19 protein-coding genes are annotated in these 26,922 nt (G+C 48.5%); 14 read left to right on the top strand and 5 right to left on the bottom strand.

The annotated features are described in order from the left end of the window. Positions 1-64: 64 nt before the first annotated feature. Complete coding sequence (ppc, locus tag SPB21_RS01270; RefSeq protein WP_163665207.1) at positions 65-3,109, bottom strand: phosphoenolpyruvate carboxylase; 3,045 nt, start codon at positions 3,107-3,109, stop codon at positions 65-67. Between the two features lie 117 nt (positions 3,110-3,226). Then, entirely contained in the window at positions 3,227-3,457 is a 231-nt protein-coding gene (locus tag SPB21_RS01265) for a hypothetical protein (RefSeq protein WP_499865103.1), read from the bottom strand. 413 nt (positions 3,458-3,870) lie between these two features. Between SPB21_RS01265 and SPB21_RS01260 the strand changes: the two genes are divergently transcribed. From SPB21_RS01260 to SPB21_RS01240, 5 genes are all read left to right on the top strand, one after another. Beyond that, a complete protein-coding gene (locus SPB21_RS01260) occupies positions 3,871-6,930 on the top strand; it encodes an SGNH/GDSL hydrolase family protein (protein ID WP_499865102.1) in 3,060 nt (1,019 codons plus the stop codon). A 30-nt stretch (positions 6,931-6,960) separates the two neighbouring features. After that, a complete protein-coding gene (locus SPB21_RS01255; RefSeq protein WP_499865101.1) occupies positions 6,961-8,415 on the top strand; it encodes an MBOAT family O-acyltransferase in 1,455 nt (484 codons plus the stop codon). A 301-nt stretch (positions 8,416-8,716) separates the two neighbouring features. Then, a complete protein-coding gene (gene psbA, locus SPB21_RS01250) occupies positions 8,717-9,799 on the top strand; it encodes a photosystem II q(b) protein (RefSeq protein ID WP_499061559.1) in 1,083 nt (360 codons plus the stop codon). A gap of 426 nt (positions 9,800-10,225) precedes the next feature. After that, positions 10,226-10,582: a hypothetical protein gene (locus tag SPB21_RS01245; RefSeq protein ID WP_163659409.1), complete on the top strand. Its 357-nt coding sequence runs from the start codon at positions 10,226-10,228 to the stop codon at positions 10,580-10,582. Between the two features lie 251 nt (positions 10,583-10,833). Next, positions 10,834-11,787, top strand: coding sequence for an alpha/beta hydrolase (locus tag SPB21_RS01240; RefSeq protein ID WP_163659410.1), 954 nt, complete (start codon positions 10,834-10,836; stop codon positions 11,785-11,787). A gap of 213 nt (positions 11,788-12,000) precedes the next feature. On the opposite strand, the gene SPB21_RS01235 is transcribed toward SPB21_RS01240, so the two are convergent. Both SPB21_RS01235 and SPB21_RS01230 read right to left on the bottom strand, forming a co-directional pair. Continuing rightward, a complete protein-coding gene (locus SPB21_RS01235; RefSeq protein WP_499865099.1) occupies positions 12,001-13,038 on the bottom strand; it encodes a hypothetical protein in 1,038 nt (345 codons plus the stop codon). 172 nt (positions 13,039-13,210) lie between these two features. After that, positions 13,211-14,593, bottom strand: coding sequence for an NCS2 family permease (locus tag SPB21_RS01230; protein ID WP_499865097.1), 1,383 nt, complete (start codon positions 14,591-14,593; stop codon positions 13,211-13,213). 254 nt (positions 14,594-14,847) lie between these two features. Between SPB21_RS01230 and SPB21_RS01225 the strand changes: the two genes are divergently transcribed. From SPB21_RS01225 to SPB21_RS01205, 5 genes are all read left to right on the top strand, one after another. Continuing rightward, complete coding sequence (locus tag SPB21_RS01225; protein ID WP_163659413.1) at positions 14,848-15,246, top strand: DUF3110 domain-containing protein; 399 nt, start codon at positions 14,848-14,850, stop codon at positions 15,244-15,246. A 182-nt stretch (positions 15,247-15,428) separates the two neighbouring features. After that, positions 15,429-16,346 (top strand): N-acetylmuramic acid 6-phosphate etherase, encoded by a 918-nt coding sequence (gene murQ, locus SPB21_RS01220; RefSeq protein ID WP_499865096.1) that lies wholly within the window; start codon positions 15,429-15,431, stop codon positions 16,344-16,346. Positions 16,347-16,731: 385 nt separating this feature from the next. Continuing rightward, positions 16,732-17,337, top strand: coding sequence for an L-threonylcarbamoyladenylate synthase (locus SPB21_RS01215; protein ID WP_163659415.1), 606 nt, complete (start codon positions 16,732-16,734; stop codon positions 17,335-17,337). Positions 17,338-17,406: 69 nt separating this feature from the next. After that, positions 17,407-18,411, top strand: a complete 1,005-nt coding sequence (locus SPB21_RS01210; RefSeq protein ID WP_499865095.1) for a sensor histidine kinase — start codon at positions 17,407-17,409, stop codon at positions 18,409-18,411. 155 nt (positions 18,412-18,566) lie between these two features. Then, the gene (locus tag SPB21_RS01205) at positions 18,567-20,486 is read left to right on the top strand and encodes a putative bifunctional diguanylate cyclase/phosphodiesterase (RefSeq protein ID WP_499865094.1); all 1,920 of its coding nucleotides are present in this window, start codon (positions 18,567-18,569) and stop codon (positions 20,484-20,486) included. Here SPB21_RS01205 and SPB21_RS01200 read toward each other — a convergent pair. Then, positions 20,459-22,183 (bottom strand): cation:proton antiporter, encoded by a 1,725-nt coding sequence (locus SPB21_RS01200; RefSeq protein ID WP_499865092.1) that lies wholly within the window; start codon positions 22,181-22,183, stop codon positions 20,459-20,461. The genes SPB21_RS01205 and SPB21_RS01200 overlap by 28 nt on opposite strands. A gap of 710 nt (positions 22,184-22,893) precedes the next feature. On the opposite strand from SPB21_RS01200, the gene SPB21_RS01195 reads away from it, so the two are divergent. From SPB21_RS01195 to SPB21_RS01180, 4 genes are all read left to right on the top strand, one after another. Further along, positions 22,894-24,603 carry a PP2C family protein-serine/threonine phosphatase gene (locus SPB21_RS01195; protein ID WP_499865091.1) on the top strand — a complete coding sequence of 570 codons (1,710 nt, stop codon included), beginning with the start codon at positions 22,894-22,896 and terminating at the stop codon, positions 24,601-24,603. Between the two features lie 97 nt (positions 24,604-24,700). Further along, positions 24,701-25,810, top strand: coding sequence for a PepSY domain-containing protein (locus SPB21_RS01190; RefSeq protein ID WP_499865090.1), 1,110 nt, complete (start codon positions 24,701-24,703; stop codon positions 25,808-25,810). Between the two features lie 88 nt (positions 25,811-25,898). Then, positions 25,899-26,495, top strand: coding sequence for a slr1658 family protein (locus SPB21_RS01185; protein WP_250564656.1), 597 nt, complete (start codon positions 25,899-25,901; stop codon positions 26,493-26,495). A gap of 71 nt (positions 26,496-26,566) precedes the next feature. Then, entirely contained in the window at positions 26,567-26,920 is a 354-nt protein-coding gene (locus SPB21_RS01180; RefSeq protein ID WP_163659420.1) for a slr1659 superfamily regulator, read from the top strand. Positions 26,921-26,922 lie beyond the last annotated feature (2 nt).

Here is a 26,922-nt window from a genome sequence, read left to right as displayed (position 1 = left end):
GACAAAATATGAGAGCGCCACAAAGTTAACCCGTTGCTGGGAAAATGTCAAAGTTTTTTTTGACTTAGCCCGTATTCCGCATGCCAGCTGCGATGCCATTAATGGTTAACATTGCTCCACGTAGCAGCTCACCTCGACTGTAGCGTGACTGAATGACACCGGTTGCCAGAGCCGCAGCGTCACGGTGCTGTCGCAGACGCTTCAGGAGTGAAACCTGTAGGAACCCGAGGGGAACAATGGTACCGTTGCGCAGCTGGACTGAACGCTGTAGGTTAGGATCGCCGTCTAACAAAGCCTGATTATCAGTGACCTGTAAGACCATTTGGGTGGTCAGGTAAAACTCTTGAGCAATCTGATCAAATACGGCTTGGAAGCTATCTTGCCGTTCCCCTGCACCCAGTTCATTGACATAATGCTGGGCAATTTGTAGGTCTACCTTGGCCAGGGTCATTTCCACCTTGGAAATAGCCATTTTGAAGAAAGGCCATTTGGTGTAGAACGAGCGCAACAATTTGATATTCTCTTCGGGAGCCTCGCCAATGAACTCCTCTAGAGCTGTGCCAACGCCATACCAGGAGGGCAATAGGAAGCGAGCCTGGGTCCAGCTAAATACCCAGGGAATCGCCCTTAGGCTGGGTAAATCCTTTTTGCCGCCACGACGAGATGGACGAGAACTAATTTGCAGCTGGCTAATTTCTTGAATCGGGGTGACATGGTGGAAAAATTCCACCAGCTCAGCATCTTCGTAGATCAGGGCGCGATAGTGCTGTCTGGAGCGTACGGCCAGCTTTTCCATAATTTCTTGCCAAGGGGCAATTTCATCGAAGCTATTGCTCAACAGACTGGCCTGCACCACAGCAGTAGTGACTGTTTCCAGGTTATACAGGGCTAAATCCTTAAGGTTATATTTCGACGCTAAAACCTCTCCTTGCTCTGTAATTTTGATACGGCCATTAATACTACGGCCAGGCTGAGCCAAAATTGCTTCATAGGCCGGGCCGCCACCACGGCCCACTGAGCCACCGCGACCGTGGAAAATTCTGAGGGAAACCCCGTACTTCTCAGTAACTTTCTGCAAAGACTGTTGCGCTTTATGGATTTCCCAATTGCTACTGAGGAAACCAGAGTCTTTATTGCTGTCAGAATAGCCCAGCATGACTTCTTGCAAAGCCACTTCTGAGGAGTTGTCTGCTGTGTAGCCTCCTTGCAACATCGATAGGTACAGGGGAAGTTCAAACAGCTCTTCCATAACCGCTGTGGAACGGCGCAGGTCGGCTACGGTCTCAAATAATGGAACAATGTGCAGATTGCCGACACCGGTGGCTGGGTCGTATAGTCCTGCTTCTTTACCGAGCAGCAAGACTTCCAAAATATCGCTGGCATGGTCGCTCATGCTAATCACGTAGCTGCGACAGATGTCCTGGCCAAACTCCTGGTGTAGTTTGCGCACCATATGGAAGGTGGCAATGGTTTCTCTTGCCTTTTCTGAAATTGGCAGCTCGGTGGGGATTAGTGGACGTCGCGTACTGAGTTCTGCGGTCAACCACTCAACTTTTTCAGTTTCAGAAAGGTCATTGTAGAGCTTGGGCAGTTGCAAGTACTCGGTAATTTCGTGAATTGTGTCCGAGTGGCGGGTGCTTTCTTGGCGCATATCCAGTTGAGCCAAACTGAAGCCGTAGATTTCCACCTGACTCAGTAACATATCCAATTCTCGACATACGAGACCCGTATCTTTCAAGCTCTTATGGATGAGTTTCAGCTCTGCTAAAAATGCTTCTCCAGATTCATATAAGGTGCCTGGAGAGACAACTACGTCTTCTTCCTGTAGATAATCGCCGTTGTAAAGCTTTTTGCTACGTACATGGGTGTTTGCTAAGCGTTTTTCAACGTAGGCCAGCTTGAGTCGATAGGGCTCCTGGCGATAGCGAATTGCAAATTCCTCATAGACATCGGGCATTTGCAAGCGATCCTGCTCTAAGGACTCCAGCAGGTCGGGCAATACTTCGCTCCAATGGAGTGATGGGCTTAGTAAACCTGTAAGTTTTTGGATGGACGCCATGTATTTATCCAACACTAAGTTGCGTTGGTAACAGGCTGTTTTCCAGGTGACTTGGGGGGTGACTGAGGGGTTGCCATCGCGATCGCTACCTACCCAGGAGCCAAAGCGACAGAACCGATGGCGTGGCGGTTTCAGGCCTGGAAATGTCTTGGTTAGGGCTCGATTAAACCGCTGGTATAGTTCAGGGATGGCATCAAACAGCACAACATCAAAGTAGTGCAGGGTGAAGTCCACCTCATCTAAAACCGATGGCTTAAACTGGTGCAATTCATCTGTTCGCCACCACAGTCGAATCTCTTCCGTCAGTTCTTCCTGTAGCTGAGTTATTTCCCAGGATGATGTTTGTTCACGGATGCCAGCCTGTTCTTCAGCCAAATCCAAACGGCGGAATATATTTGAAATACGCCGCTGTTTATCACGAATGGTATGACGAACAATTTCAGTGGGGTGAGCCGTAAATACCAAACGCACATCCAGCTGATTGATCAGTTGTTGAATATGTCTAGGGGGAACATTTAGCTGGTTAAGAAGAGGAAACAGCCAGTGGAACGTGCCTGTGCCTTGCTGCTTTGGGGCACCTTTGCCGATGTCGGTACTGACTAAGTTTTGTAAGAACGTATCGTTGTTTTCAGTAGGATTTTGGGAATTACGACTGGAACCATTACCGATGCCATCTACAAAGGTCCGGTAATGCTTCCGCTGATCCTGCTGTTCATAGTGTTGCTCAACAATGTTGATCAGCTGGAAGTAAAGAGCAAAGGCCCGAGCCATACGAATAGCGTCTTCCAGGCTTAGCTGTTCGATCAGCTGTAGAGCATTGGCATTATCCAGGGCCGGATCAGCCTGACCATCTGGAGTACACATGCGGCGAATATGTTTGAGTAAACTGACCAGGTCTGCACCGCATTCAGCCTCTAATACTGATTCCCAGATGCTTTCAACCGTGGTTAGTCGGTGCCTTAGAAACGCTTCGGATGCCTCTTCTAGAACAGAAAGGCTCTCGGATTTCTGAAGGGCCATATCATCTTGGTAGGAAACAGTTGGACTCATTCAACGTCTGCAGTAACGGCTGAGAGACAGAGATAACCCATGGTCACATCTCCGAGAAAATTGTAGAGGCTTTCGGACGTTCCAAAGCATCTTCTGCTCGGATGATCGACAAAATGTTTATAAAGGTCTGTGGGGGTCGGCATCTAGTACCGGTAGCTGAATGCCGCGAAATATCTCTTCACTGGCCATCCCAAACTGCATGAGCCAGTAGGTTAACGTGCGGCCCATGATCAGGAAGGCTAAAAAGGGTAAAGTCGCCAGAGCTAGGGCAATTTGAGGATTACTAACCAACGGCAACGGCAGGGGGGTGGCTGTTTTTGGCGTGTATTTTTCACGAAAAGGTTGCATAAGTAAGAGGCTCGTAGTAAACGTATAGCAACTTTAGGGAATAAGATGGCCGATGCTGGCACATGGGTGTTAGCGGTTTATCTAAATCTTTCCTTAGGGAAAGGCCTATCTACAACCTAGCAGGTGCTGCTAATTCTAGATGCTGTTCTGCTTGTAATATTGCGAACTGTATCAAGATCCATAGTTCAAAGTTACTGTTCGTAGCGTATGTGTCTATGGACGACTTTGACGGAGAACGAGGGTTGACCCGATGGGAGTTACTAAAGACTGGATTCATGAGGTTAGTTTTTCCCGTATCTGTGCTATCCCTAAGGTGCAACTTGGAGTTGCTACTTGACTAAACCTGCTTGGGAAATTACATTTTTGCGGTCGAAGCGTTTTGGTCGTCGAGCTGTTAGGGGATCTAAGGGGCTATGTTCAGTCACGTAAAATCTGATCAACCACCAACATTGGACCCCACGGTGTTACTGCCCTGGCTTGAAGATGTGGTCAATAATTCTGACTGTAGCTTGAAGATGAAGCTGAGGGGCAATATCCTGCATGTTTATGCCCAATCTGCTAAAGGCCTAGATCGAGAGTATGTTCTATTGCGACTGGTGAGATCGCTACTCGATCCAGACCGTAAAGCCGAGCTACTCAAAGATTTCCCTCAAATTTACCAACTCTATTTTTATAGTGGCCGTTCTGAAGAACAAAAACCCGATTGGTCAACACCCATTTATCTAAATCGTCTAGAGCGCCATTTAGAGCAGCTGGTGGAAACCAGTGCTGATCTTGAGGAAATGAAGCGCTCAACCGCCCATCTAACTTCGGGTATTGGGTACTTGGATGACGCCACCTCCGCCATTGTACTTTCCAATGCTAGCCTGGCCCGTAAGGGTGATCCGGATGCGATCGCACGCTACCTTAGTCAAACCCTGAGCGCCCTGGATGTAGGGGTAGATGTGGTGGTTAATGCTTTACCCGGTAAGGCGAAACGGGCCCAGGGTGTGATTACGGCCCATGCGGTGGCCGCTGACCCCCGCCGAGATTTAATCAACCGGCTGTGGATTTTGTGTCGAGCCGCCTACAGTCCTGACCCGGCCATGATTGCTGAACCTACGGCCCAGCGGTTACGGGATCTAAAACTGACCCAGTTTCAGGATGCTGTGATTTCGGTGCAGGTGTTGGGGGAAGATACCCCCGACTGGCGACTGCGGGTGGATCTGACGCCGGATGAGGAAATTCTAAAGGAATGGAGTCGCTGGGGTGATACGGAATCCATTACTCGCCTGCTAAATCAGGCGCTGGCTCCCCTGGATGTGAGTGTGCTGCCCGAGGTTAAGGATTCTACGCTGCATCTGGTGTGTCAACCGTTGGCAGTGGGGCAAACCGTTGCCAGCAGTGGAGAGGCTTCCTCCTCTGAAGAGGGCTCTGAAACGGAGATTATGGATGCGATCGCACCTCTGTTGGAGCAGCTTGCTCCCCAGGGAGTCGGTCGGGCCATCGTTTATGGACCAAATCTGGACAGTGTGAATCCAGTATGGCTTAAGTGCCTGGACTTGCCAGCCAGCGAACATGCAGATCTGGCTGTTTCCACTCAGGAGCTAGCGCGACAAGGTGACTTACCAGCCATTGCCTACTGTCTGACCAAACAGCTCAATCCCGATTTAGACGAACAGCTATCGACGGGCGGCATCCGAGTGCAGTTGCTGCGACGGGAACGACGGCTACACATTATGATCGATGCGCCCACATGTCCGTTACAGCGTCAGGTGGTGCCCCAACTCAAGCAGTATCTCCGTCAGCATCCAATTAAAGGACTGGTGGGTATCCGCATCTATGGTCGCCGCGCGGGGCAAAAGCGCCCAGACTGGAACTATGGATTTGATCGTCAGCCCAAGAAGCGTTTGGTGCCAGAAGCGGTTCCCGAATTTGCCGCTTCTGATGCATATTTAGGAGATCTAATTCAGCAAGATGAGACGGCGGATGGGGATGCTGCGGAGCAAAATTGGCCCAATCGCACCCTTGAGCACCTGCGATCGCTACTGATTAAAACTCAATTGTTTGCCTCCGCTGCCAATAATCCTGAAGAACCGTTGGTCGGCGCGCACTTACCCAGCAGACGAGGCATTGCCCTAGCCTGGGCCACCTTGGGATTATTGCTGGCATTTCAAGCAGATTGGATCGCCGGTCAGTTATTTAAGGCGCGGTCGCTAGCCCTCCAAGCCCAGCAAACGACGACGGCAAAAACGCCTGAACGGAAGCCGCTCTCCACTTTTGAAGAAGAACTGGCTCAGCTGAATTGGGGTCAAAAGGATGGCGATGCCTCGATCAGTTTGAACGATGAGCTGCCAGGATTTGCCAGTTCGGCCATCAATGATAGCGACTTGTTAGGTAGCCCTCTCCAAACAACGGTTTCCATGACTGAAGTCCTGGAATCGTCTCCCTTTCCTTCATTTACGAGCCAACAGCTAAATGAAAAGTTAGCCCTATATGACTGGCGTGTGGCTAAAGAAGGGCCGCCGGATGTACTGATTTTTGGCAGCTCCCGTGCCCTGCGAGGGGTGGATCCGTCAGCGTTGAAGCGAGCCTTAGGGACCCTGGGCCATGACGATGTCAGCATATTTAACTTTGGAGTGAATGGGGCCACGGCTCAGATTGCTGATTTAGTGATCCGGCAGTTGCTGTCCAACTATCCCCTACCAAAGCTAATTATTTGGGCCGATGGAGCACGAGCGTTTAATAGCTCACGGGTGGATGTGACATTTAATGCGATCGCAACTTCAGAAGGATATCAGCAGCTGATCGCTGGTGAGTTGTTTCCTGAAAATAATGGTGAAGCCGCTGGTCCAAGCCTAAATCCCGCACAGCGTCTAAACCGCTTTTATGCCCGCACCGATGAGCAATTAAGCGATGCCCTGGGCCGCATATCTTCGGCCTACGGAGAACGTACTCAGTTGCAAAAGATTGCTGGCGTTAATCAAATCAACCCTAAGAACCTAGGACAACCGGCTGCCGTTAACCCCACTGAGACCGACTTAATTGATGTGGACGGCTTTTTGCCTTTAGCCATTCAGTTTAATCCGGCCACCTATTATTTAGCTCATCCACGGGTGGCAGGTACCTACGATGGTGACTACAAGGCTTTTCAAATGGAAGGTCCCCAGGTGAATGCCCTGCGACAGCTCGTTGCATACACCCGGTCCAAGGGGGTGGATATTGTCTTTGTCAACACACCCTTGACGGACGAGTATCTTGATCCTGCTCGTTTAGAAGTGGAAGGCCGCTTTCAACGCTACATGCTGCAGATTGCCGCCCAAGAATCAGGATTGCTATATCGCGATCTAGGCCAGCTATGGCCTCAGCGCTATGACTATTTTTCTGACCCTAGCCATTTAAACCGCTTTGGTGCCTATCAGCTCTCCAACCGCATAGCCCAAGATCCCATGATTCCCTGGCTGAAGCTGAAGTTGCCTGCTGAAGCTGAGTAACGCTCTACTAATCAATCCCTCCTTGCCACGATGACCCTGCCATCTATTACCTACGGTTTACTGATCCTTGGCACTAGTTTGATTTACTGGTTGTTGCCTGGTCGTGGCCTCAAGCTATGGCTGCTGCTGCTGGCTAGCTTGATATTTTATTCCTCACTGCAAGTCCAATATGTGCCGCTGCTGCTAGGGCTGGTATTGACCAACTATCTGATTGGTCGGCGTCTCAGTGCCCCCCTCGATTGGCGCATTCCCAATGAAGAGTGGCACTTTGCTCAACAGGACTGGGACCGCAAACGATTGATATTGCTGTGGGTTGGCATTAGTCTGAATGTATTGCTTTTGCTGGGGTTTAAATATTTTTTCCCGATGGTGGCAACCAGCAACCCCAGTTTGCAGCTGTTGATGCCCCTGGGTTTGAGTTTCTTTTGTTTTGAGTCCATTGCTTATCTGGTAGATATCTACCGTGGTGCTCCTGCAGCCAGTCACTTCATTGAGTTTGCTTCCTACAAACTGTTTTTCCCAAAGCTGATTGCTGGCCCAATTACTCGATTTCAGGGCTACATTAGCCAACTAAAACAGCCCCGTTTACCTAACCTGGAGCAAGGGGTAGAAGCAGGTTGGCTGATTGCTTCAGGTGCGGCAAAAAAAATGCTGCTGGCTGACCGCATTGGCCTTTTAGTCAACCTAAGTTTTGACAATCTAGAACGAGCCGGTAGTGGAGATATCTGGCTAGCGATTTTTGCCTATGGTCTACAGCTTTATCTCGACTTTAGTGGTTATGTTGATATTGCCCGAGGCAGCGCACTGTTATTTGGCATTCAGCTACCGCAAAACTTTGACTTCCCTTACTTCACCACCAGCATTGCTGAATTTTGGCGGCGTTGGCACATTACCCTGGGCGACTGGCTACGTAACTATCTTTACTTCCCCCTGGGGGGCTCCCGGAAAGGGTTAATGAGAACCTGCCTGAATCTGTTGTTTGTGATGCTGGTGGCTGGTATTTGGCACGGTGATCAGTGGGGCTTTTTGGTTTGGGGGGGGCTTCACGGCATGGCCCTGGTGATTCATCGACTTAATCAGACACTGGCGGATACACGTCCGAGGCTGAAGGCATTTTGGGGTAGCTGGCTGGGTGTGATGGCAGCTTGGGCCATGACTCAATTGTTCGTATTTTTGAGCTGGGTACCCTTCCGTTTGCCAAATCTGGCGGATGTCGGACTGGTGGCCAATCGCTTTCTGAGTCAAGCAGGCGATGTCCAGTTTGCCCAAAAAGTCTACTTAGAATCCTTAGGTTTCAGCCGGAGTGGGGTGATTCTAATTCTGCTTGGTGTGACCGGTATCATGGCCTTGCTTCACGGCTTTAAATATCGGCTTAAACTACAGATTAGTTGGCCCCTTAAACTCATGTTAATTCCAGCAGGGTTTTACTTGGCTTGGTTGCTAGCCCCTGATCAGGTCGTTCCTTATATCTATTTTGAGTTCTAAGCGTTGACGTTATAGCTTTGGAACTGGACATGGCTGAGCCGTAATCATGAGAGCCTCCATAACACTGCTCATGATTGAAGTGTTTGACTGTCTTGATAGCCAGCATTGGCCTTCGGTAAAACCTCTAGCCCTGCCTGATATTCGTGACCTCAGACAAGGGCAACGTGAAAACGAAAGCAACTGTTAAGGTGTATTGCGAAAATTAAAAACATGCGTTACATTTGTATACAAGCAAGCAAGGAATCTTATTTATCCCTTGTGAGCCATACATATCCGTACCTTCAAAACGCAATAATTTATCATGACAACTACTCTACAGCAGCGCTCTAGCGCTAATCTGTGGGATCAGTTTTGTGAGTGGGTTACTAGCACTGAGAACCGCCTCTATGTAGGTTGGTTTGGTGTGCTGATGATCCCCACACTACTCGCTGCCACGACTTGTTTCGTCATCGCCTTCATCGCGGCTCCTCCCGTTGACATCGACGGTATCCGTGAGCCCGTTGCTGGGTCTTTGATTCTGGGTAACAACATCGTTTCCGGTGCGGTTATTCCTTCTTCCAACGCTATCGGTCTACACTTCTACCCCATCTGGGAAGCTGCTTCTCTAGATGAGTGGTTGTATAACGGTGGCCCTTACCAGCTGGTCATTTTCCACTTCCTCATTGGCGTCTTCTGCTACATGGGTCGTGAGTGGGAACTGTCCTACCGCTTGGGAATGCGTCCTTGGATCTGTGTTGCTTACTCTGCTCCTGTAGCAGCCGCATCTGCAGTGTTCTTGATCTACCCCATCGGTCAGGGTTCGTTCTCGGATGGTATGCCTCTGGGTATTTCCGGTACCTTCAACTTCATGCTTGTTTTCCAAGCTGAGCACAACATCCTGATGCACCCCTTCCACATGCTCGGTGTGGCGGGTGTCTTCGGCGGGTCTTTGTTCTCCGCAATGCATGGTTCTCTGGTAACGTCCTCCTTGGTTCGTGAGACCACTGAGACTGAGTCCCAGAACTATGGATACAAGTTTGGTCAGGAAGAAGAGACGTACAACATCGTTGCAGCCCACGGCTACTTCGGTCGTTTGATCTTCCAGTATGCTTCCTTCAACAACAGCCGTTCCTTGCACTTCTTCTTGGGTGCTTGGCCCGTCATCGGTATCTGGTTCACTGCCCTAGGTATCTCCACGATGGCGTTCAACCTGAACGGATTCAACTTCAACCAGTCCATCATCGACTCTCAGGGTCGTGTCGTCAGCACTTGGGCTGACGTGATCAACCGTGCCAACCTAGGTATGGAAGTAATGCACGAGCGTAATGCTCACAACTTCCCTCTAGACTTGGCGGCTGGTGAAGCGGCTCCTGTTGCTATGGTTGCTCCTTCCATCAACGCGTAGTCGTCGTGATCTAGTTGCGACTTGCTAATTTGATTTAGCCTGTAAAGCGCTCCTCAATTGAGGAGCGCTTTATGCTTTTAAAGGGAATTTCAAAACTATAGGGCCCCCCTGTCTGATGGTCCTCGCTATATTAGGAGTAGCGCAAGGCATGATTGTCCAGAGAGTATCCTGCTGTCTATCGACCCGGTATTTCCAGGCTGCGATCGCTTTTATTTAATATTGGTGGTGTCTAATACCTGGATAACGTCTCAACCTGAATAAAGTCCCATGGTGAGTCCTGAGGAGGGTCCTAACTTTAGTAAGAAGTAGCGGCATCAATGACAAAAATGTTCTATTGTTAGAACACTGACTATAAAAAGTGTTTTCTTGCCATCATACGTTGCTTGTCTAGTTGCGGCATACTCAAGGCAGATAGCGTTATAGGCCATGTTAGATATCGAATTTTTTAGTGACGATAAGCAGCCGATGTGTCGGGTAGAGGTGGCCGATACGTTTTTACTATGGCTTGCACGCACTGATTTTGCTCGTATTGGTGAGGAAACTGCTACGGATCTATCTATCAATGGTGAACAACTTACGTTGCCACTTGTGCAGCTAGCTCCATCAACACGAAAAACCTTTGTAGAGTTTTTCACAGAGTCTGTTGTCCTTCATAGTAAGCAGGTTCTGCTGCAGTTAGAGGAAGGAAGTTTGCAATCAGAGTTGGTTTATCGCCTGAAGAAGCTGATTGAGCTATTAGACTGCTTAAAAAATGAAGATTATCAATATTTGCAGCGAGTTTAAGCGATCAGCTTGGCTATAGCGTGGCAGGAATAATAATAGGTGGGTCAAGCAGATCTGCCCATAAGGCTAAATGAATGCTGACAATGGAGTATTACGAGTACTCTGGCTATAGCGTATCGGTAACTGCGATCGCAATTATCCCAACTTTCCACCCTATACAGATCATTACGCTCTGATGCTTCATCCGGAGAATGGGGTGATGCCTGTGGAGATCCGCGTAGAATCAGCGTGAGCATTCAGGAGATTGCCTAATGTACGTAGTGACCAATCGAAATCTACAGCCAGATGCCAACCCAGAAGAACGATTTGGGCCTAGATTTAACCAGAAGGGGCCTAATGAACTACGGCTGGCGGAGGCGCAAAAGGTTGGTGGTAGTTGGCAGGTCAATATTTTGGATGACCGTACTACGTATAACGGTGAAGACATGTGGGCTAGCGAAGCTGCCTTTTTAAAGGCACAGCAGCGGATGCGCCAAAATCATACCAGTGCACTCTTTTTTGTCCATGGATTCAATACAGACTTTGGTGATGCATTAGAGAGTGCCTATGCCATTGAGCAACGGTATAACCTTGAGGTCATCATGTTTACCTGGCCGTCTAACGGGGGGGGAACCCTTGAGGGGCTATCTAGCTATCAGGATGATAAGCGCGATGCAGCCTTGTCCATTGGAGCATTGGACCGATGCTTTGAGAAGCTGGCAGATTACTTCAAGAAATATGCAGAGCAGGCTTGTAAACGCAAGTTTAGCCTGGCGCTGCACAGCATGGGTAATTATCTGTTTAAGCGGTTGTTGTCATCATCGATTTATCAGGGAGAGACTCTGTTATTTGACAACATTGTGATGCTGGCTGCTGATGTGAACAATGAAGGCCATGCCGACTGGGTCAATCGGGTGCGTTTTCGCAATAGATTGTTTATCACCATTAATGAAGATGATGCGGCTCTGTTGGCGTCTAAGGCGTTGGCTGGGGATGAACAAAAAGCACGTTTGGGTCATTGGCCCCGAAATTTGACAGCACGCAATGCAACGTATTTAGATTTTACCGATGCGGCGAATATTGTTGCGCATCATAATTATTTTACGGATGATAGCGCGCTACAGAATGAGAGAATTAAAGAGATTTTTGCGCGGGCATTTACGGGTCAAAAAGCAGAACGTGGCTTGACGTTTGATGCGGGGACTGGGGCATATCGGGTGTTATAAATCTCGTCCTGGTGCTTTACCAGCAATAAATCTTGGCCCTAAAAGACTTTTACTACAGCAGGGAGCCGACGGAACCCACTAATTTTATGTTTGGACCGTATTAGACATGACCCTGTAGGGATGCACTGCTATCCCTACAGGTACTGATAATTTGCCGATATCTTGAAGGGCGCACCCTATTAGAGTTAAAGGGTGCTGTATATTGATGCAGCCCTAACGAGGAACTGGCAAGGCTTGTGCAATCTTCGTCTCTAAGAGATATCTCAGATTACCATTCGGCAACAACTCCATCAAAGGCTCTTCTCCTAGCTCTCCGGCTAACGCAGTCTTGACGCCTTGGGCTAATGCCTCAGAAGTCTCCTGACCATTGAGTTCAATCACCCAGCGATGGACCCTATCACCCTCGCTGTTCGTAAGCACTCCCAGCGTGTCTGTCACATAGCTGTTGTCCATACTGTCTACCAGATGACGTGTTTCAGGCCGTTGGGCCAGCATGAGACGTATGGCATATTCACCACGGATAGTCTTGCTATCTAGAGTTTCACCTGTTTCCAGAGGAATTTCCGTTGGTTCAACCGTCCGCTCTCCGGCCAAATAGCGTTGTGGATTCAAAATCAGCGTAGTCGCCTGGGGGGGATCAGCAAAGACTGCATCTACTGCTTCCCAGCCCCCTTGATCGCGCACAGCCTTAATAAATTTGAGACCAGCGCCATAAAGAAAAATATTCTCAAAGAGCCGGTCATTAATGGGACCTTCGGGGGGCAGTTTAGCGTGGGCAAGGAAGTCATAGTTCAGCAGCTCGCTGACGGCCAGCATCGCTTCGCCTTCAATGACGGCAGTGACAGCCTGATCGTAGTCAGAGTTGTCCTGGCTTTGCAGATGTAGATTGTAGAGGTCAAAGTGCTGATCCTGCAGGGCATGAAACATCTCGTGGAGCATGACGCCACGCCCCAGCTCATCAGAGCCTGATGTGGTGACAACGAGCTGTTTGGTTTCGGAGTTATACCAGCCATTGAGCCCCGGATCGTTCTGGGGCTGAAAGGTAACGACTAAATTTTCCTTAAAGCTGAGGCCACGCCACTGTTCTAGTTCTGTCATCACAGAGCTGGCGGAATCGGCCCAGGCTGGTGTATCGCCTTCGAAGGTAATGCGGGACTCAGTTGCTTCAATGGCTGTGGTGGTGCAGCTGACGGTGCTGAAGCCACAGGTGAGGGCAAGTATTCCGGAAATGACCATCTGCCAACCGCGCATAAGGAGAAGTCCTTTAGATTTGTCGTTGCTGATTTGTGGGATTTATTGATCGTATAGGCCCTGTCGGCGATCAGCAACGATCAGGCTATCTGACCGTAAGATTAGCCCTCATCCCCCAACCCCTTACTCCCTGGGGGGAGAAGGGGGGACTGACCTTAAATGGATCTTTCCCTTAACCGCCGGCTACAAAGATGTAGCGGAGAATAAAGATTGCGGCTAGGATCCACATGCCGATGGTGGTTTCTCTTGCTTTGCCCTGGAATGCTTTGACTAAGGGATAGGCGATTAGGCCCATGGCCAGACCTTCGGCAATGGAGTAAGCCAGGGGCATCATAATGATGGTTAGGAATGCCGCGATCGCAGCCGCTGGATCCTCCCAATCAATTGCCCTTGCCCCAGACATCATCATCACACCCACCATAATCAATGCAGGCGCTGTGGCAAAGGCGGGGATGCCGGAGAAGAGAGGTATAAACAATAGGGCCACTAAGAAGAAAGCTGCCACAACAACAGCAGTAAAGCCACTGCGTCCCCCTTCAGAAATGCCTGATGCAGACTCAATGTAGGTCGTCACAGTAGAGGTACCCAAAATAGAACCAGCGGTGGTGCCCACAGCATCAGCCATAAAGGCTTTTTCAACGCCGGGAAATGCACCTTCATTGTTGATGTAACCTGCTTTTGAGCCCAAGCCGGTTAGGGTACCAATGGTGTCAAATAGGTCAACAAACAAAAAGACAAAGACAATGCTGACCATTTCTAAAAAGTTGAGCCTAAACAGCTCACCGATACCCACAAAGGCTTGACCAAAGAGATGGGTAGGGGCAGCAGGAATGGCAACAACGCCTTCGGGCCAGGGGGCAACGCCAAACAACCAGGCCAATAAAGCAGTGCCAATGATTCCCCATAATAAGGCACCCGTCACTCGGCGAGAGAACAGAAATGCGGTGATGCCCAACCCCAGCAGTGTCATGGCTGCTTGGGGTGATCTGAGGTTTCCAAGGGTGGTCAATGTGGCTTCAGAGGGGGCAACAATGCCTGCCCCCTTAAGGGCAATGTAGGCAATAAACAAACCAATACCGGCTGTTGTTGCATGCTTCACCGCATCGGGAATAGCGGCAACAATCTTGTTGCGCACATTGGTGAGGGTGAGAATAATAAAGATAATCCCCTCAATAAAGACAGCAGCCAGGGCCACACGCCAGTCCACACCCATGCCTAGCACAACACTGAAGGCAAAGAAAGCATTGATGCCCATGCCAGGAGCCAGAGCAAAGGGAAGTTTGGCGTAAAGACCCATGATCAGGGTTGCGATCGCAGCTGATATCCCCGTTGCCATGACCAGCTCCCCAAATAAGTCTCCTGACCCATTGAGAAAAACAGCCTCCGACAAAATTGCCGGGTTGACGATGAGAATGTAGGCCATGGTGACAAACGTCGTTGCCCCAGCCAAAATTTCCGTAGGTAGATCGGTGCCCAGGGCATCGAAGTTAAAAAAGTTAGCGATGGCCCCTGTCAGGCCAGACGATTGTTGAATATTGCCCGATTGATTAGACATAGCGGTTAAGTGCGTAGCTATTTCCAGTGAAGTGCCTAAGGTTTCTATCGTCTGTCTAGGTGGTTACGGATACGATGGATGTAACATTTATTTTTTATTTGAAAAAGAATTGAAAACTCATTGGTTGCTTCTCAGACGCGCAGGTGCTATGGCTGACCTCGACTACGCTCAGTCAGTTAGGGGGAAAAGCTTGAAGATAGGGTTTTATGGTGCTGATAAGATAACTAACAAACCTTCAAGCCCTGAGAATAGCCATGCGTGTTTATGTGGTTCTGTTTAATGCTCGTACTGAAAATGAGGGAATTCACTCTCTGAAGGTGGGCGATCGCAACATCGTGCTGATGTTTGAAGCCGAAGACGATGCTGTACGCTTTGGTGGTTTGCTAGAGGCACAAGACTTTCCGCCCTGCAGTGTGGAAGGGTTTGAGTCGGAAGAAATCGAAGAGTTTTGTCGCGGTGCAAACTACGAAGCGAAGCATGTGGAAACTGGCACGCTGGTCATGCCCCCAGAGCAAAACCTGGAAACAAAGGACTGGGACCCAGACACCCGCCCCGAAGAGCGAGTGCAGCCAGCTGATTCAGGCACATCAGCTCAGGATATGTCACAGAAGGAGTTGGATCGGATTCGACAGCAGTTGGAGAAGTTGCTTTGAGGAGGGAGTAGGGAATGGGGGACGTGCTTGAGCTAGGGGTTGATTGGTGGAAGGTGGGTGTTATCACTTGGGCGAAATCCTTATAATCTATCGAAGTTAAGTTCTGAGCTTTAGTCCGGGGCCAGGCAGTTAAACTGCCTGGCCCCACTGCCCATTCCCCATTCCCCATTCCCCTCTGCCCCATGCCTGACACCATTAACGATCGCAGCTACCTTCTCACCGAGCAGATTAACCCCAATAGTCAGAACCTGGACCAGCTGTCAACGCTGGAAATGGTGCAGGTGTTTAATCAGGAAGATCAGCGGACAGTGGATGCGATCGCAGAAGCAGCGCCCATGCTGGCGATGGCCATTGACCGCACGGCAAAGTCGCTACGGGACGGCGGTCGTCTGTTCTATATAGGTGCTGGCACCAGCGGGCGTTTGGGCGTGTTGGATGCGGCTGAATGTCCACCAACATTTTGCACACCGCCCAAGATGGTGCAGGGAATTTTGGCCGGGGGGCCACCAGCTTTGCTGCGCAGCTCAGAAGCCCTAGAAGACTTGCCTGCTGATGGGGCAGCAGCGATGGCGACCCACCAAATTTCTGCCCTTGATGTAGTGGTAGGGATTACGGCTGGTGGAACCACACCCTATGTACATGGTGCGCTTGAAGAAGCCAAGCTCAGGGGAGCTACCACAATTTTTATGGCCTGTGTACCAGCGGAGCAGGTGGATATTGATGTGGATATCGATTTGCGGTTACCGGTAGGGCCTGAAGTATTGGCAGGCTCCACCCGCCTAAAGTCGGGCACCGTCACCAAAATGGCCCTAAATATTTTGTCGACCGGGGTGATGGTGAAACTGGGCAAAGTCTACGGCAATCGCATGGTCGATGTATCGGTTACGAATACCAAGCTCCATGACCGGGCTCTGCGCATTATTTCTGCTCTGACAGATCTATCCCGTGACGAAGCCGATACCCTTTTGGGCAAAAGTGATCAAAAGGTAAAACTTGCTTTGTTGATGCACTGGGCTGATTTGGATAAAGACGCGGCTCAAGCGGCGTTAGATCAAAATAATGGCAATCTACGACAGGCACTTATGGCACGTCCAGAGTAACAATGAAATTAATTTATATTCCTCAGGGCGTACTGCCGTCCGCCCCTACCAAGACACCAGACACCTTATAAAATTCTTCCGTTTAAATCGATTAAGGCGCTTGTGCTTAAATAATCACCCCATTACCCCGTCACTCATCCAACCATCTATAACTCCAAACTGGACTTTATTGTTGTGCAGTCCCCTCAGTTCCTATTTTGGAGAGAAGAGTTTAATGAGTGACCTAGAAGATCCGTATTTTCCCCGTTGTCTTCTCTACCCACCCTCTCAACTTGTTATACCAATTCCTGAAAATCTATCTAAAGTTCAAAGACTGCCATCCTCCTCTGTGCTAGAGAACTACCATTCAGAACTAAGAACTAAGAACTAAGAACCGGTGTCACCTATGCCCTATACCCCCTTACAAGATTATGTTGCAGCAGCTCGATCCGGCAGTATTGTAGCCTTACCTACCGATACCGTGTGGGGTTTAGCCGTAACACCTGACCATAGTGACAAACTCTATGAGCTCAAGCAGCGCAGTCTAGAGAAGTCTCTAATACTTATGGGGGCCAGCGCAGCTGATTTGTGGCCCTATGTCACTATGGAGGTGGCTCAGTGGCAGACTATGACTGAGCGCTATTGGCCAGGACAACTCACCCTGGTGGTCCCTTCCACATCGAAGGTCCCGTTGGTGATGCATCCCAAAACGCCAGATACCATTGGTGTCCGCGTGCCCGACCATCCCATCGCTCGCCAAATACTGGCCTTGACAGGGCCTTTGGCAACTACCAGTGCAAATCTATCTGGGCAAACGACCCTGGCGAGCTTGGATGAAGTGCTGGCCCAGTTCCCTCACGTTTATGGTCTAAACGACCAAGCGTTACAGACCTTGGTGGAACCTTTGGGACCTGACATCGTCATTCCCGCTCCGTCTGGATTACCCTCCACCGTTGCTTTCTGGCAATCTGACCATTGGCAGACTATACGTCAGGGAACCGTATATTTGTAGAGTATAAGTAATGGGGATGCGCTCTGACCTTATTTCTAATTACCAAAGTATTTCTACATAAAGATTCCTATGGATTGGCAAACAGCAGTACTCATTGGCATTGGCTTTTTCGGTGGAACCATTACCACCAGCCTGCGCCGAACGCGTCAGTCTGACAGTATTGCCCCTGCCCCTACCGCCTTTACTGCTTCTCGGTCCTCTACGGGTTCTCCAGCTGCGACCGATCTTGCTCCTCAGGAGCCGCCTGCTGTTGAGGCCCCCACTAACCCTACTAATGAGTTAGCTCCCGTAGAGCCTACCCCCCCAGACGATCCCCCCTCTCCGCAGCCTTCGGCTATTCAAGGAACGCCTACCGATGATCCCCAAGCCCTCGCCTATGAGCGTCTCAGCCAGTTAGAACGGTTTAAAAGTGGCTTTTTGGCACGGACTGCCCATGAGTTGCGATCGCCCATTAATAGTGTCATTGGTTTGCACCAGTTGATTCTAGAAGGGCTGTGTGAAACTCCTGAAGAGGAAAAACAATTTACGGCTGAGGCCAAAGAAGCTGCCTATAAGGTTTTACAGCTGTTTGATACGATCATCGCAGCATCCAAACTCGATATTGGGCGTGAAGTTCCAACCCTGGAACCCTTACCCCTAAAAACCCTATTTAAAACATTAGAAGAGTTAACCCATTTGCAAGCAGCGAATAGTAATCTTCGTCTTGCCTTCAAACCTACCGATCTTTCCGTATTGAGTGATTTAAAGTGGCTACAGATGATGCTCATTAGCTTGCTGGATGATGCTATTACATCCACAAAACTCGGCCATATCACCCTGGATGCAGTGGCTGAAGGGGAGTCTATCTTGATCAGGTTAGAGGCCGAGCGCCCAGCCAATGAGTTATGTGTCAGGCTAGATACCTCTCTCTACGGTCGTGAAGTTGATTTGAGTAATCTCTCATCGGTTTATCTTTCCACAGGGCTAACCCTGGCCATTGCCCAAGAAATGGTCAAAGCTCTCCATGGGGAACTGATTTTACCGGCAGCAGCAGAAGCTCCTATAATTACTGTAAAGCTACCGGCAAGTATCTAGGTTTGGAACAACACTTAAGGCTAGTATAGAGTTATGAGCGTTAGCTATGGGTTATGCAGAGTTACTGTTGTAACCTGAGATTATCTTCATAGCTATAGAAGGGCAGGCTGGGTTTTTACAAAGAACAACTATACGACAACAACGGTGTAAGTCTTTTGCCCCCTATTCAAAACTCTGATATTCCTAAGATGGCTGTGCCTCAAAAAGAGCACCGTGCATCCAAGATTTTGATTGTTGATGATCTTCCCAGCAATCTACGACTGCTGTCTTCAGCGCTGTCTGAGGCTGGATACAGTGTTCGTAATGCTGTAAGCGGGGCTATGGCAATTATGGATATTGCCACTGAGCTACCCGATCTTATTTTGCTTGATATCCGGATGCCTGACCTGGATGGGTTTGCCGTTTGCCGCCATCTCCACAGTGATGCCATAACAGCTGATATTCCCATCATTTTTATGAGTGCTATGGATAATGTGCTGGAAAAGTTAAAGGCATTTTCCGTAGGCGGCGTAGACTACATTACAAAGCCGTTTCAAATCGCTGAAGTGCTTGTGCGCATTGAGCATCAGCTAGAACTACGGCATCTTAGACAAACGCTTAAGACTCAAAATCAAAAGCTACGCATTATTCTTCAGCAATATGAAATTGCTGAAATGCAGATTCATAAAAATAATCAGGAGTTGGAACAGCGGGTTTTAGAGCGTACCCAAGAGTTACACACTACCAATCAAGCCTTGCAGGCAGAAATCCAACAGCGGCGGCAAGCTCAGGAAAAATTAATGCACCTGGCATTGTATGACTCGTTAACGGGATTGCCAAATCGCACGCTGCTACTGAAACGTTTGGAAGAGACGGTGCAGGCCAGACAGCCCTATGAGTGGTCGATACTGCTGATGTTGGCTTGCGATCGCTTTAAAGCCATTAACGACACCCTGGGTCACTTACAGGGCGATCGGCTGTTGATTGAAATCGCTAATCGGATCACAGAAATTGTTTCTGACAGCAGTTTTACCGTACGTCTAGCGGATGATCAATTTGCGATTCTGTTGCCAACGTTAGCGGATAAAAACGAGATTATTCCATTGGTCCAGCGTCTACAAAGGCGGTTAGCGACCCCCATTGAGCTGGGTAATTATGAAGTCACGGTGAATGCCAATGTGGGTATTGTGCTGGTGGATTCCAGCTATGGCAATGGTGAACACATGTTACGGGACGGCTCCCTAGCCTTGCTACAGGCCAAGCAAAAGCCCCAAGGCTGGCGTATTTTTCAACCTGAAATGCATACGCAGGCGCTGCATCGTTTGACTCTAGAAGGTAAGCTGCGCCAGGCGTTGAGGCAACAGCAGCTGCAGATTTACTATCAGCCCATTGTGGCGTTGACCTCAGCCTCGGCAGCGGCTCCTGTGGAAGGGTATGAGGCCTTAGTCCGCTGGCAGCCTGAGGGCACATCTGACTTTATGTCACCTGCCGATTTTATTCCACTGGCGGAGGAAAGCGATCTAATTTCTCAGCTGGGCAACTGGACGTTTTACAAAGTATGTGAGCAGCTGAGCCAATGGCATCAGGAGAATCCCTCCAAACCTGTTCCTTTTGTCAGTGTGAACTTTTCAGTGCGTCATTTACAGGGTGAGCAGTTCGCCCAACAGATTTATGATGTTCTGCAACAGACGCAGGCTCAACCTGCTTGGTTTAAATTTGAAATTACAGAAAACCTCCTCATCGGTGATCCGCAGCCAGTGCTGGCAACCCTGGCTCGGCTTAGACATTGGGGAATTCAAATTAGTATTGATGATTTTGGGACGGGGTATTCATCCCTGAGCTATCTTAAGCAGTTACCGGTTGACACCTTGAAGATTGACCGGGCATTTATTAAGGATATGGAGTCTGATTCTGATAATCTCAAGATTGTCGAGGCCATTGTGCAACTGGCTCAAGTGTTGAAGCTGGATGTTGTCGCTGAAGGCATCGAGACAGAATGGCAAGCTCAACAGCTCGTTAACCTGGGTTGTACCCATGGGCAGGGGTATTGGTTTTCACCTCCCTTACCTTATCTGCCACCACGAATACTTAAATAGCGATTGTGTCGAATGGCCTCCATTGTGCTCTGAATATCCATAGGGGCATTGCCTAAAATTTTAAGTAGGTGAGAGCCTAGTTCAAGGGCCGCTTCAAACTCAGGTTGTACGACTTCTCGGGCTCCTGCCTGGGTCAAGCTATCGATTTCAGCGGTGACGTGGGCGCGGGCGATCACGTCAAGATTAGGATTAATGGATAAGGAACGCTTCAACAATAGCCGGGTGCTCGCCGGGTCTGGCAGGGTAATCGCCAGGGCAATGGCTTTATCCAAATGCGCCTTTTCTAAAATCTGTTCCGAGTCGGCATCGCCGAGGATATAGTGCATCTTGTGGTGCCGCAGGGTTTGGATGGCCGCTTCGTTGTTCTCAATGATTAAAACCGGGTAGTGCCCCTGCTGCTGCAAAATGTTGACGACGACCTGTCCGACCCGACCATAACCAGCTACCACAATATGGTTGGTAAGATCTTCCTCAACCCACATCTCCTGGGGAGATTCCCAAATGCTTAGAAACGGTCTGATGCGTGGGGATTTAAGTAGAGTTTCAGCAATGGGTGTTGCAGACTTAAATAAAATAGGTGTAAATACCAGGGTGATAGCAGTTGTTCCTAACAATAGCAGATAGGTTTGTTCTGAAATCAGATTGTTCTCTAGACCCACAAGGACTAATACAAATGAGAATTCTCCAATTTGATTGATACCCAGGCTGCTACGTAGCGCTGTTTTAAATGAATAGCCGAAGGATAGCACCACAGGGAGCACAATGAAGGCTTTGCCTATCATCACCAGGGCCACTAGTCCTAATATCACCCCGGCATTTTGGATCAAAATCTGCGGGTCGATCAGCATGCCGATGGAGGTAAAAAACAGGCAGGCAAAGGTATCTCGCAGGGGCAAAAATCGGCTGAGGGCGTGGTCGGCGTAGTCGATTTCCGCGATCATCAATCCGGCAGCAAATGCGCCAATTTCAATGGAGAGGCCTAGACGCGCGGTGACGAGTGCCACGCTCAGGCACAGGGCCAGCAGGGTGAGCAGGAACAATTCTGCACTTTCGGTACGGGCAACGGCACGGATCATACGGGGCACAAGCCCATAGCCAGCTGCGATCGCAACTCCAATAAAAATACCCACCTTGAGCAAAGCTAGACCGAGTACCGGCAGTATTGATCCCTGAGAATTAAGGGAGGGCACAATGGCTAGCATGACCCCAAGCGCCAAATCCTGAGCAATCAAAATTGCCAGCATAATTTGACCGTGGCGAGTGTTGGTTTCTCCTCGCTCCGTGAGGGTTTTAAGAACAACGGCTGTGGAGGATAGAGAGAGGACTGTGCCCAGAAAAATGCCCTGCACCCAAGAATTTGCCCAACCCAGTAAGCTGCTAATGGTGGCTACCGCAGCTGTTGTCAGACCAATTTGTAACAAACTGCCCTGGAGCGCGACATTGCGAACACGATTAAGTTCCGCTAGAGAGAACTGTACACCCAAGGAAAATAATAAAAAAGCAACCCCCAGTTCAGCCAGACTCTGAATAGCATCTGCATCGCTGATCAGTTGCAGCCCCAAGGGACCAATCACTAGACCTGAGAGTAAATAGCCCAACAGTACTGGCTGGCGCATGCGACTAGCAATGTACCCCCCAGAGGCAGAGGCTCCTAAGGTTACTGTTAAATCTAAGATAAATCCGCTGTTTACTGCCATTATGCATCCTTAATATCTGGTCGAATCTCCCAGATTTACTGTATTGAAGTGTAATTGATTAGGCCTTGATAAATATCGGATATGGGCAAGCTCATGCTTGAGAAAATTTGATGAAGATGCGGAAATCAAGACACTTGGCCTGAATAACTCTCTGGTGCCCATCTGCCAATCGTCTTAATTTTGCAACTCTAATTTTTAGAAAAACTCACAATCTTCACCCTATGGAGAATGTTGGCGTTGCTGATCTTCAGGAGGATTTAATCTGAACTGGATATAGAGTAATTCTAGTGATCAATTCACCCTCTGAATCAGTAATTCAGTTGTCAACCTTTTCAGGATTAGGAACAACAAAAAATTACAAGAATTGAATAAACTTGATTTTTTTGCTGAATAAATCTGAATTCTTGAGGATTTCTGCGGGCGAAGACGACTGACATCATAGAAGCATTCACAACAGTTTGCGTGCGTTGTCTACGGACAACTGAATGAATTCTGTATCTGAATTGTTAATGGTTTCAACAATTCGGGACTAAAGTCCTACCTGGCCCATAATCAGCTGACAGCTAACCAAAAAGCTAACCAAGAATAAGATAGTGGCTCTAAGGAGAGCTTGGGACGTGAATAATGTCTACAGGCGCTACGGAAATCATTTGAGACAGCGATCAAAACTCACACCCTAGGCGCATTTTTCTAGCTAGCGAACATTTCAAATGGCCCCATTTAATCGCCTTCAAAGAAACAGTGTCCTCCATAAAACCCTGTGGCTTTTGGGGGGGTATGCATTCTTTTTGATTGCGGCCTTATCATCAGCCGTTTACTACGTTGCCAATAGCGTTGAAAGCATTCATCGTTCCACCCTGGAGTTTGATGAACTGAACCGTGAAGTTGAGATCATCAATGATTATTTCAATCGCCAGGCGAAAGATCGAAAAAATTTATTTCTGCGTGGCCATAATTCAGAAGACTTGGCCAAGTATTTAGACCGTGTCAACGACATGACGGTCAAGATTGAGCAGCAGACGAATAACGTGTTGCAGTATCCATTGGCAGAGCCCTACCGTAAAGATTTAGAGCAGTTATTGAAAAACCATGCATTGCTCATGGATACCTATACAGAAGGTGTCCAAATCTTTAAGCAAACGCAAGACCCGCGGGCAGGTGATCAGTACGTGCGGGGCGAAGGGGGAGAGGTGGGCGAAGAACTCACCCATGTATTGAAGCAGATTGACCTCGACCGACAAACATTCACAGCAAATAATCAAAGCCACATCAGAACGGTATTGTTGATTAGCACCGGGGGACTGATCGTATTTATTCTGGTGTGCTCTGGAGTCTTAGCATTTGCTGTCACCGATCCTATGCGTCGCATTAGTCGGTTCACCACGTTTCTCGATGAAAGTCGTCAAGCCCGTTTGAGTACCGATACCCGAGAGCATACCGAGTTTGGTACCACCACAACGATCTATCAACCGCTTGAGGGCAAGCGATACGATGAGATTGGTTACATGGTGGATACCTATGAAAAACTGTCTAGCCTGATTGGGGACTATAGCCGCACGCTGGAGAAGAGAGTTCAAGAACGGACGGCGCAGCTAGCGTCTGCAAATACTCAGATTATGCATTTGAATCAGAAGCTGGCCGCTGAAAATGTAAGAATGTCAGCGGAGCTGGAGGTTAGCCGACAGCTGCAAGCGCTGATCCTGCCTAAGGAGAAAGAACTTAAACAAATTCATCAGCTGGATATTGCCACATTTATGGAGCCTGCGGAAGAATTTGGCGGTGACTACTTCGATGTTTTGCAATTTAATGGTCGGACACAAATTGGTATTGGCGATGTTACCGGCCATGGTCTTGAAAGTGGCATGCTGATGCTCATGGCTCAAACAGCAGTGCGCACACTGTTACTCCACGGTGAGTCAGATTCTGCAAAAGTGCTAAAGACCCTGAATCAAACGATCTATGCCAATGTGCAACGGATGAACTCCGAACGCAATATGACGTTGTCACTGTTGGATTACAGTGGCGGTAAGGTCAGTCTAACGGGGCAGCATGAAGAGGTGATCATTGTTCGTAAAGATGGTGGTTTAGAGCGTATTGACACCATTGATTTAGGGTTTCCATTGGGGTTAGAGTCCGACATTTCTGAGTTTATTGATCAAACTCACATCAACCTTGACCCTGGTGACGGTATTGTTCTTTACACCGATGGGATTACCGAAGCTGAGAATAGTGACGGAACTCATTATGGATTGCCACGGCTATGTGAGTTGGTCCAACTCCATTGGCACTTACCTGCGGAAGAGATTCGCAGACGGGTGATTCAGGATGTGCAAACCCACATTGGCACCCACAAAGTTTTTGACGATATCACCCTGCTGGTGTTGAAACGGCCAACCATGGCGACGGTGAATCTGGCCTAATGTTTAAGTTTTGGCTGAGTTGTAGAAATAGTCACTCTACGTCAGCGATCCACGGTGTGAACGAATGAATCTCTTCCTTTAATTTAAAGAATATCCTATGTCTTCAGCGTCATTCAATAAGCGGGTTGCCCGGTGGCATCGTTTATCTCATCGGTGGATTGCGATCGCAATTTCTATTCCCATGATCTTTATTATTGTCACCGGTATCTTTTTACAAGTCAGAAAACCCATCGATTGGATTCAGCCACCCACCCTAACAGGCAGTCAGAAATATGCACCAACCGCATCTCTAGAACAGATTTTGACCCAAGTCAAAGCCATTCCCGAAATGCAGATCAACGGTTGGGAGGACATAAAACTAATGGACCTGCGCCCCAAAAAGGGAATTATCAAAGTTCGTAATCATAGCGGATTAGAAACCCAGATAGATGCAGCTACCGTAGATATTTTGCAAACGGCCCAACGCCGTAATGACGTTGTTGCCAAAATGCATGATTTTTCAACCTGGCATGCACGACTATGGCTTGGCATACCCGTCAGGTTAGGTTTTTTAATTCTCTTTCTAACCGGTGTCTATCTCAATATTAAGATGACGCCAGTCCGCCTGAAAAAGCTATTTCAAAATAGCTTTAAACAGATGTCAAAGAATCCTGTGACAGCGTCTAAAACCCTTGGTGTTGCTCAAACAGTCGCTGCTCCTCAAACCGTCATCAAAGATGGACGCCCCTGGCGCTTACGACTCAAATCCTGGCTTTTGACCTACCACTACTGGTTAGGGTGGATTGTGATAATTCCTTGGGCGTTTGTTATTTTTAGCGGTTTGTTACTCCAGGTTCGCTACGAGGTGCCTTGGGTAATGCCGGTCCTACAACAGGGTCAAGGCACTGTCCCTGCCATTGAATTTACCCAGGCCTTAGAAACCGCTCAGCAGCGGCCCAGTTATGGGGTTGAAGACTGGAAAGATGTGTGGCGTTTATATGTATATCCAGATCAGGGGGTGACAACGATCAGGGCTAAGAATCATCAGGAACTCCAGCTCGATTCAGCTACAGGTGACATTTTGCAAGTGGCCGTGCGCCGAACAGATTGGCTCGAAGATGTACACGAGGGTAAATGGCATGAGCTGAACCTCTGGCTATTTTTACCCGTCCACGTGTTGTCCTTATTACTATGGCTGACAGGAACTGTGGTGGCCCATAACCGGTAATCGCAAAAATGGCTAGTTCTGCTGAATACAATGAGTGGAATATGCCCTCTATCTAAAAGACGACATTTAATGAAACTAGAGCTTAACTATGATGACCAAAATCTTTGGTGAGTTTAAGGACAATATACCGAAAACTCACCATGAGTATTTAGAATTAGGCTTTTCTCCGACATCGCTGACTGTGCAACAACGGTGGCGTAACAATGGTATTTCCGCTGATTTTGTTGCTGATTATTTGACTACATTTTTGCCTATCTATGACGCTAATAGTCAACATAAACGGCGACAAACAGAAATCAAAGCAGCCATCAACTACATTGCCAATGAGCTTCTGGAAAATGCGATGAAATTCAACTATGAACCCTCAGAAGAGCCGATTAAATTTAGCTTGCACTTATTGCAAGGGATACCTTCAACCATTGTTCTATCCGTTAGCAATGGTCTTTCATTTGATGGCGCAACCAGACTACAACGCTTTATTCAAGATTTTCTTGGTTCAGATCCTGATGACTTTTATCTGCGTCAGCTTGAGCGCAGTGCCACTGACACCTCCATCCCTGGTTCTGGCATGGGGTTTATCACAATTCAAAATGACTACCAGGCCCATTTAGGTTGGAAATTTAGGCCATCTGAATACCAATCAGCAAATTTTACAGTGACGACGATGGCGCAGCTCACAGTTTGATAGCGCTCTCTAACTATAAAAAGTATCTGATATCAATGATTACCTATGACGGACAACAAGGAATAAATACTATGGGGATTCACACGATTGAAGGGGAAAGCTACAAAGTCCAGTGCGACAACCAAACGGCGACTATTAAATTTCACGGTTCTCTAAGACTGAGTGGCCCAGATGCCTATGCCCCCATTGATGAACTGATGGGAGAATTGCTCCAACGAGAACCTGAGCTAATTACCCTCGAACTCAGGGACTTAAAATTCCTCAATAGCTCTGGTATCAGTATGATTTCCAAATTTGTTATTCGTGTTCGCTCAGCTAAAACAGTGAATATGATGGTTGTGGGCAGTGAAGACACTCCCTGGCAGGGAAAGTCTCTCAAGAACTTAAAGCGACTGTTGCCTAGTTTAGAAATTGTTTTGGAGTGATC

Origin of the sequence: Leptothoe sp. ISB3NOV94-8A, assembly GCF_043421595.1 — a bacterium.
Classification (GTDB): Bacteria; Cyanobacteriota; Cyanobacteriia; order Phormidesmidales; family Phormidesmidaceae; genus Leptothoe; species Leptothoe turfae.
The sequence above is the reverse complement of the archived record's forward strand: the minus strand, read 5'-3'. Positions and strand labels throughout refer to the sequence as shown.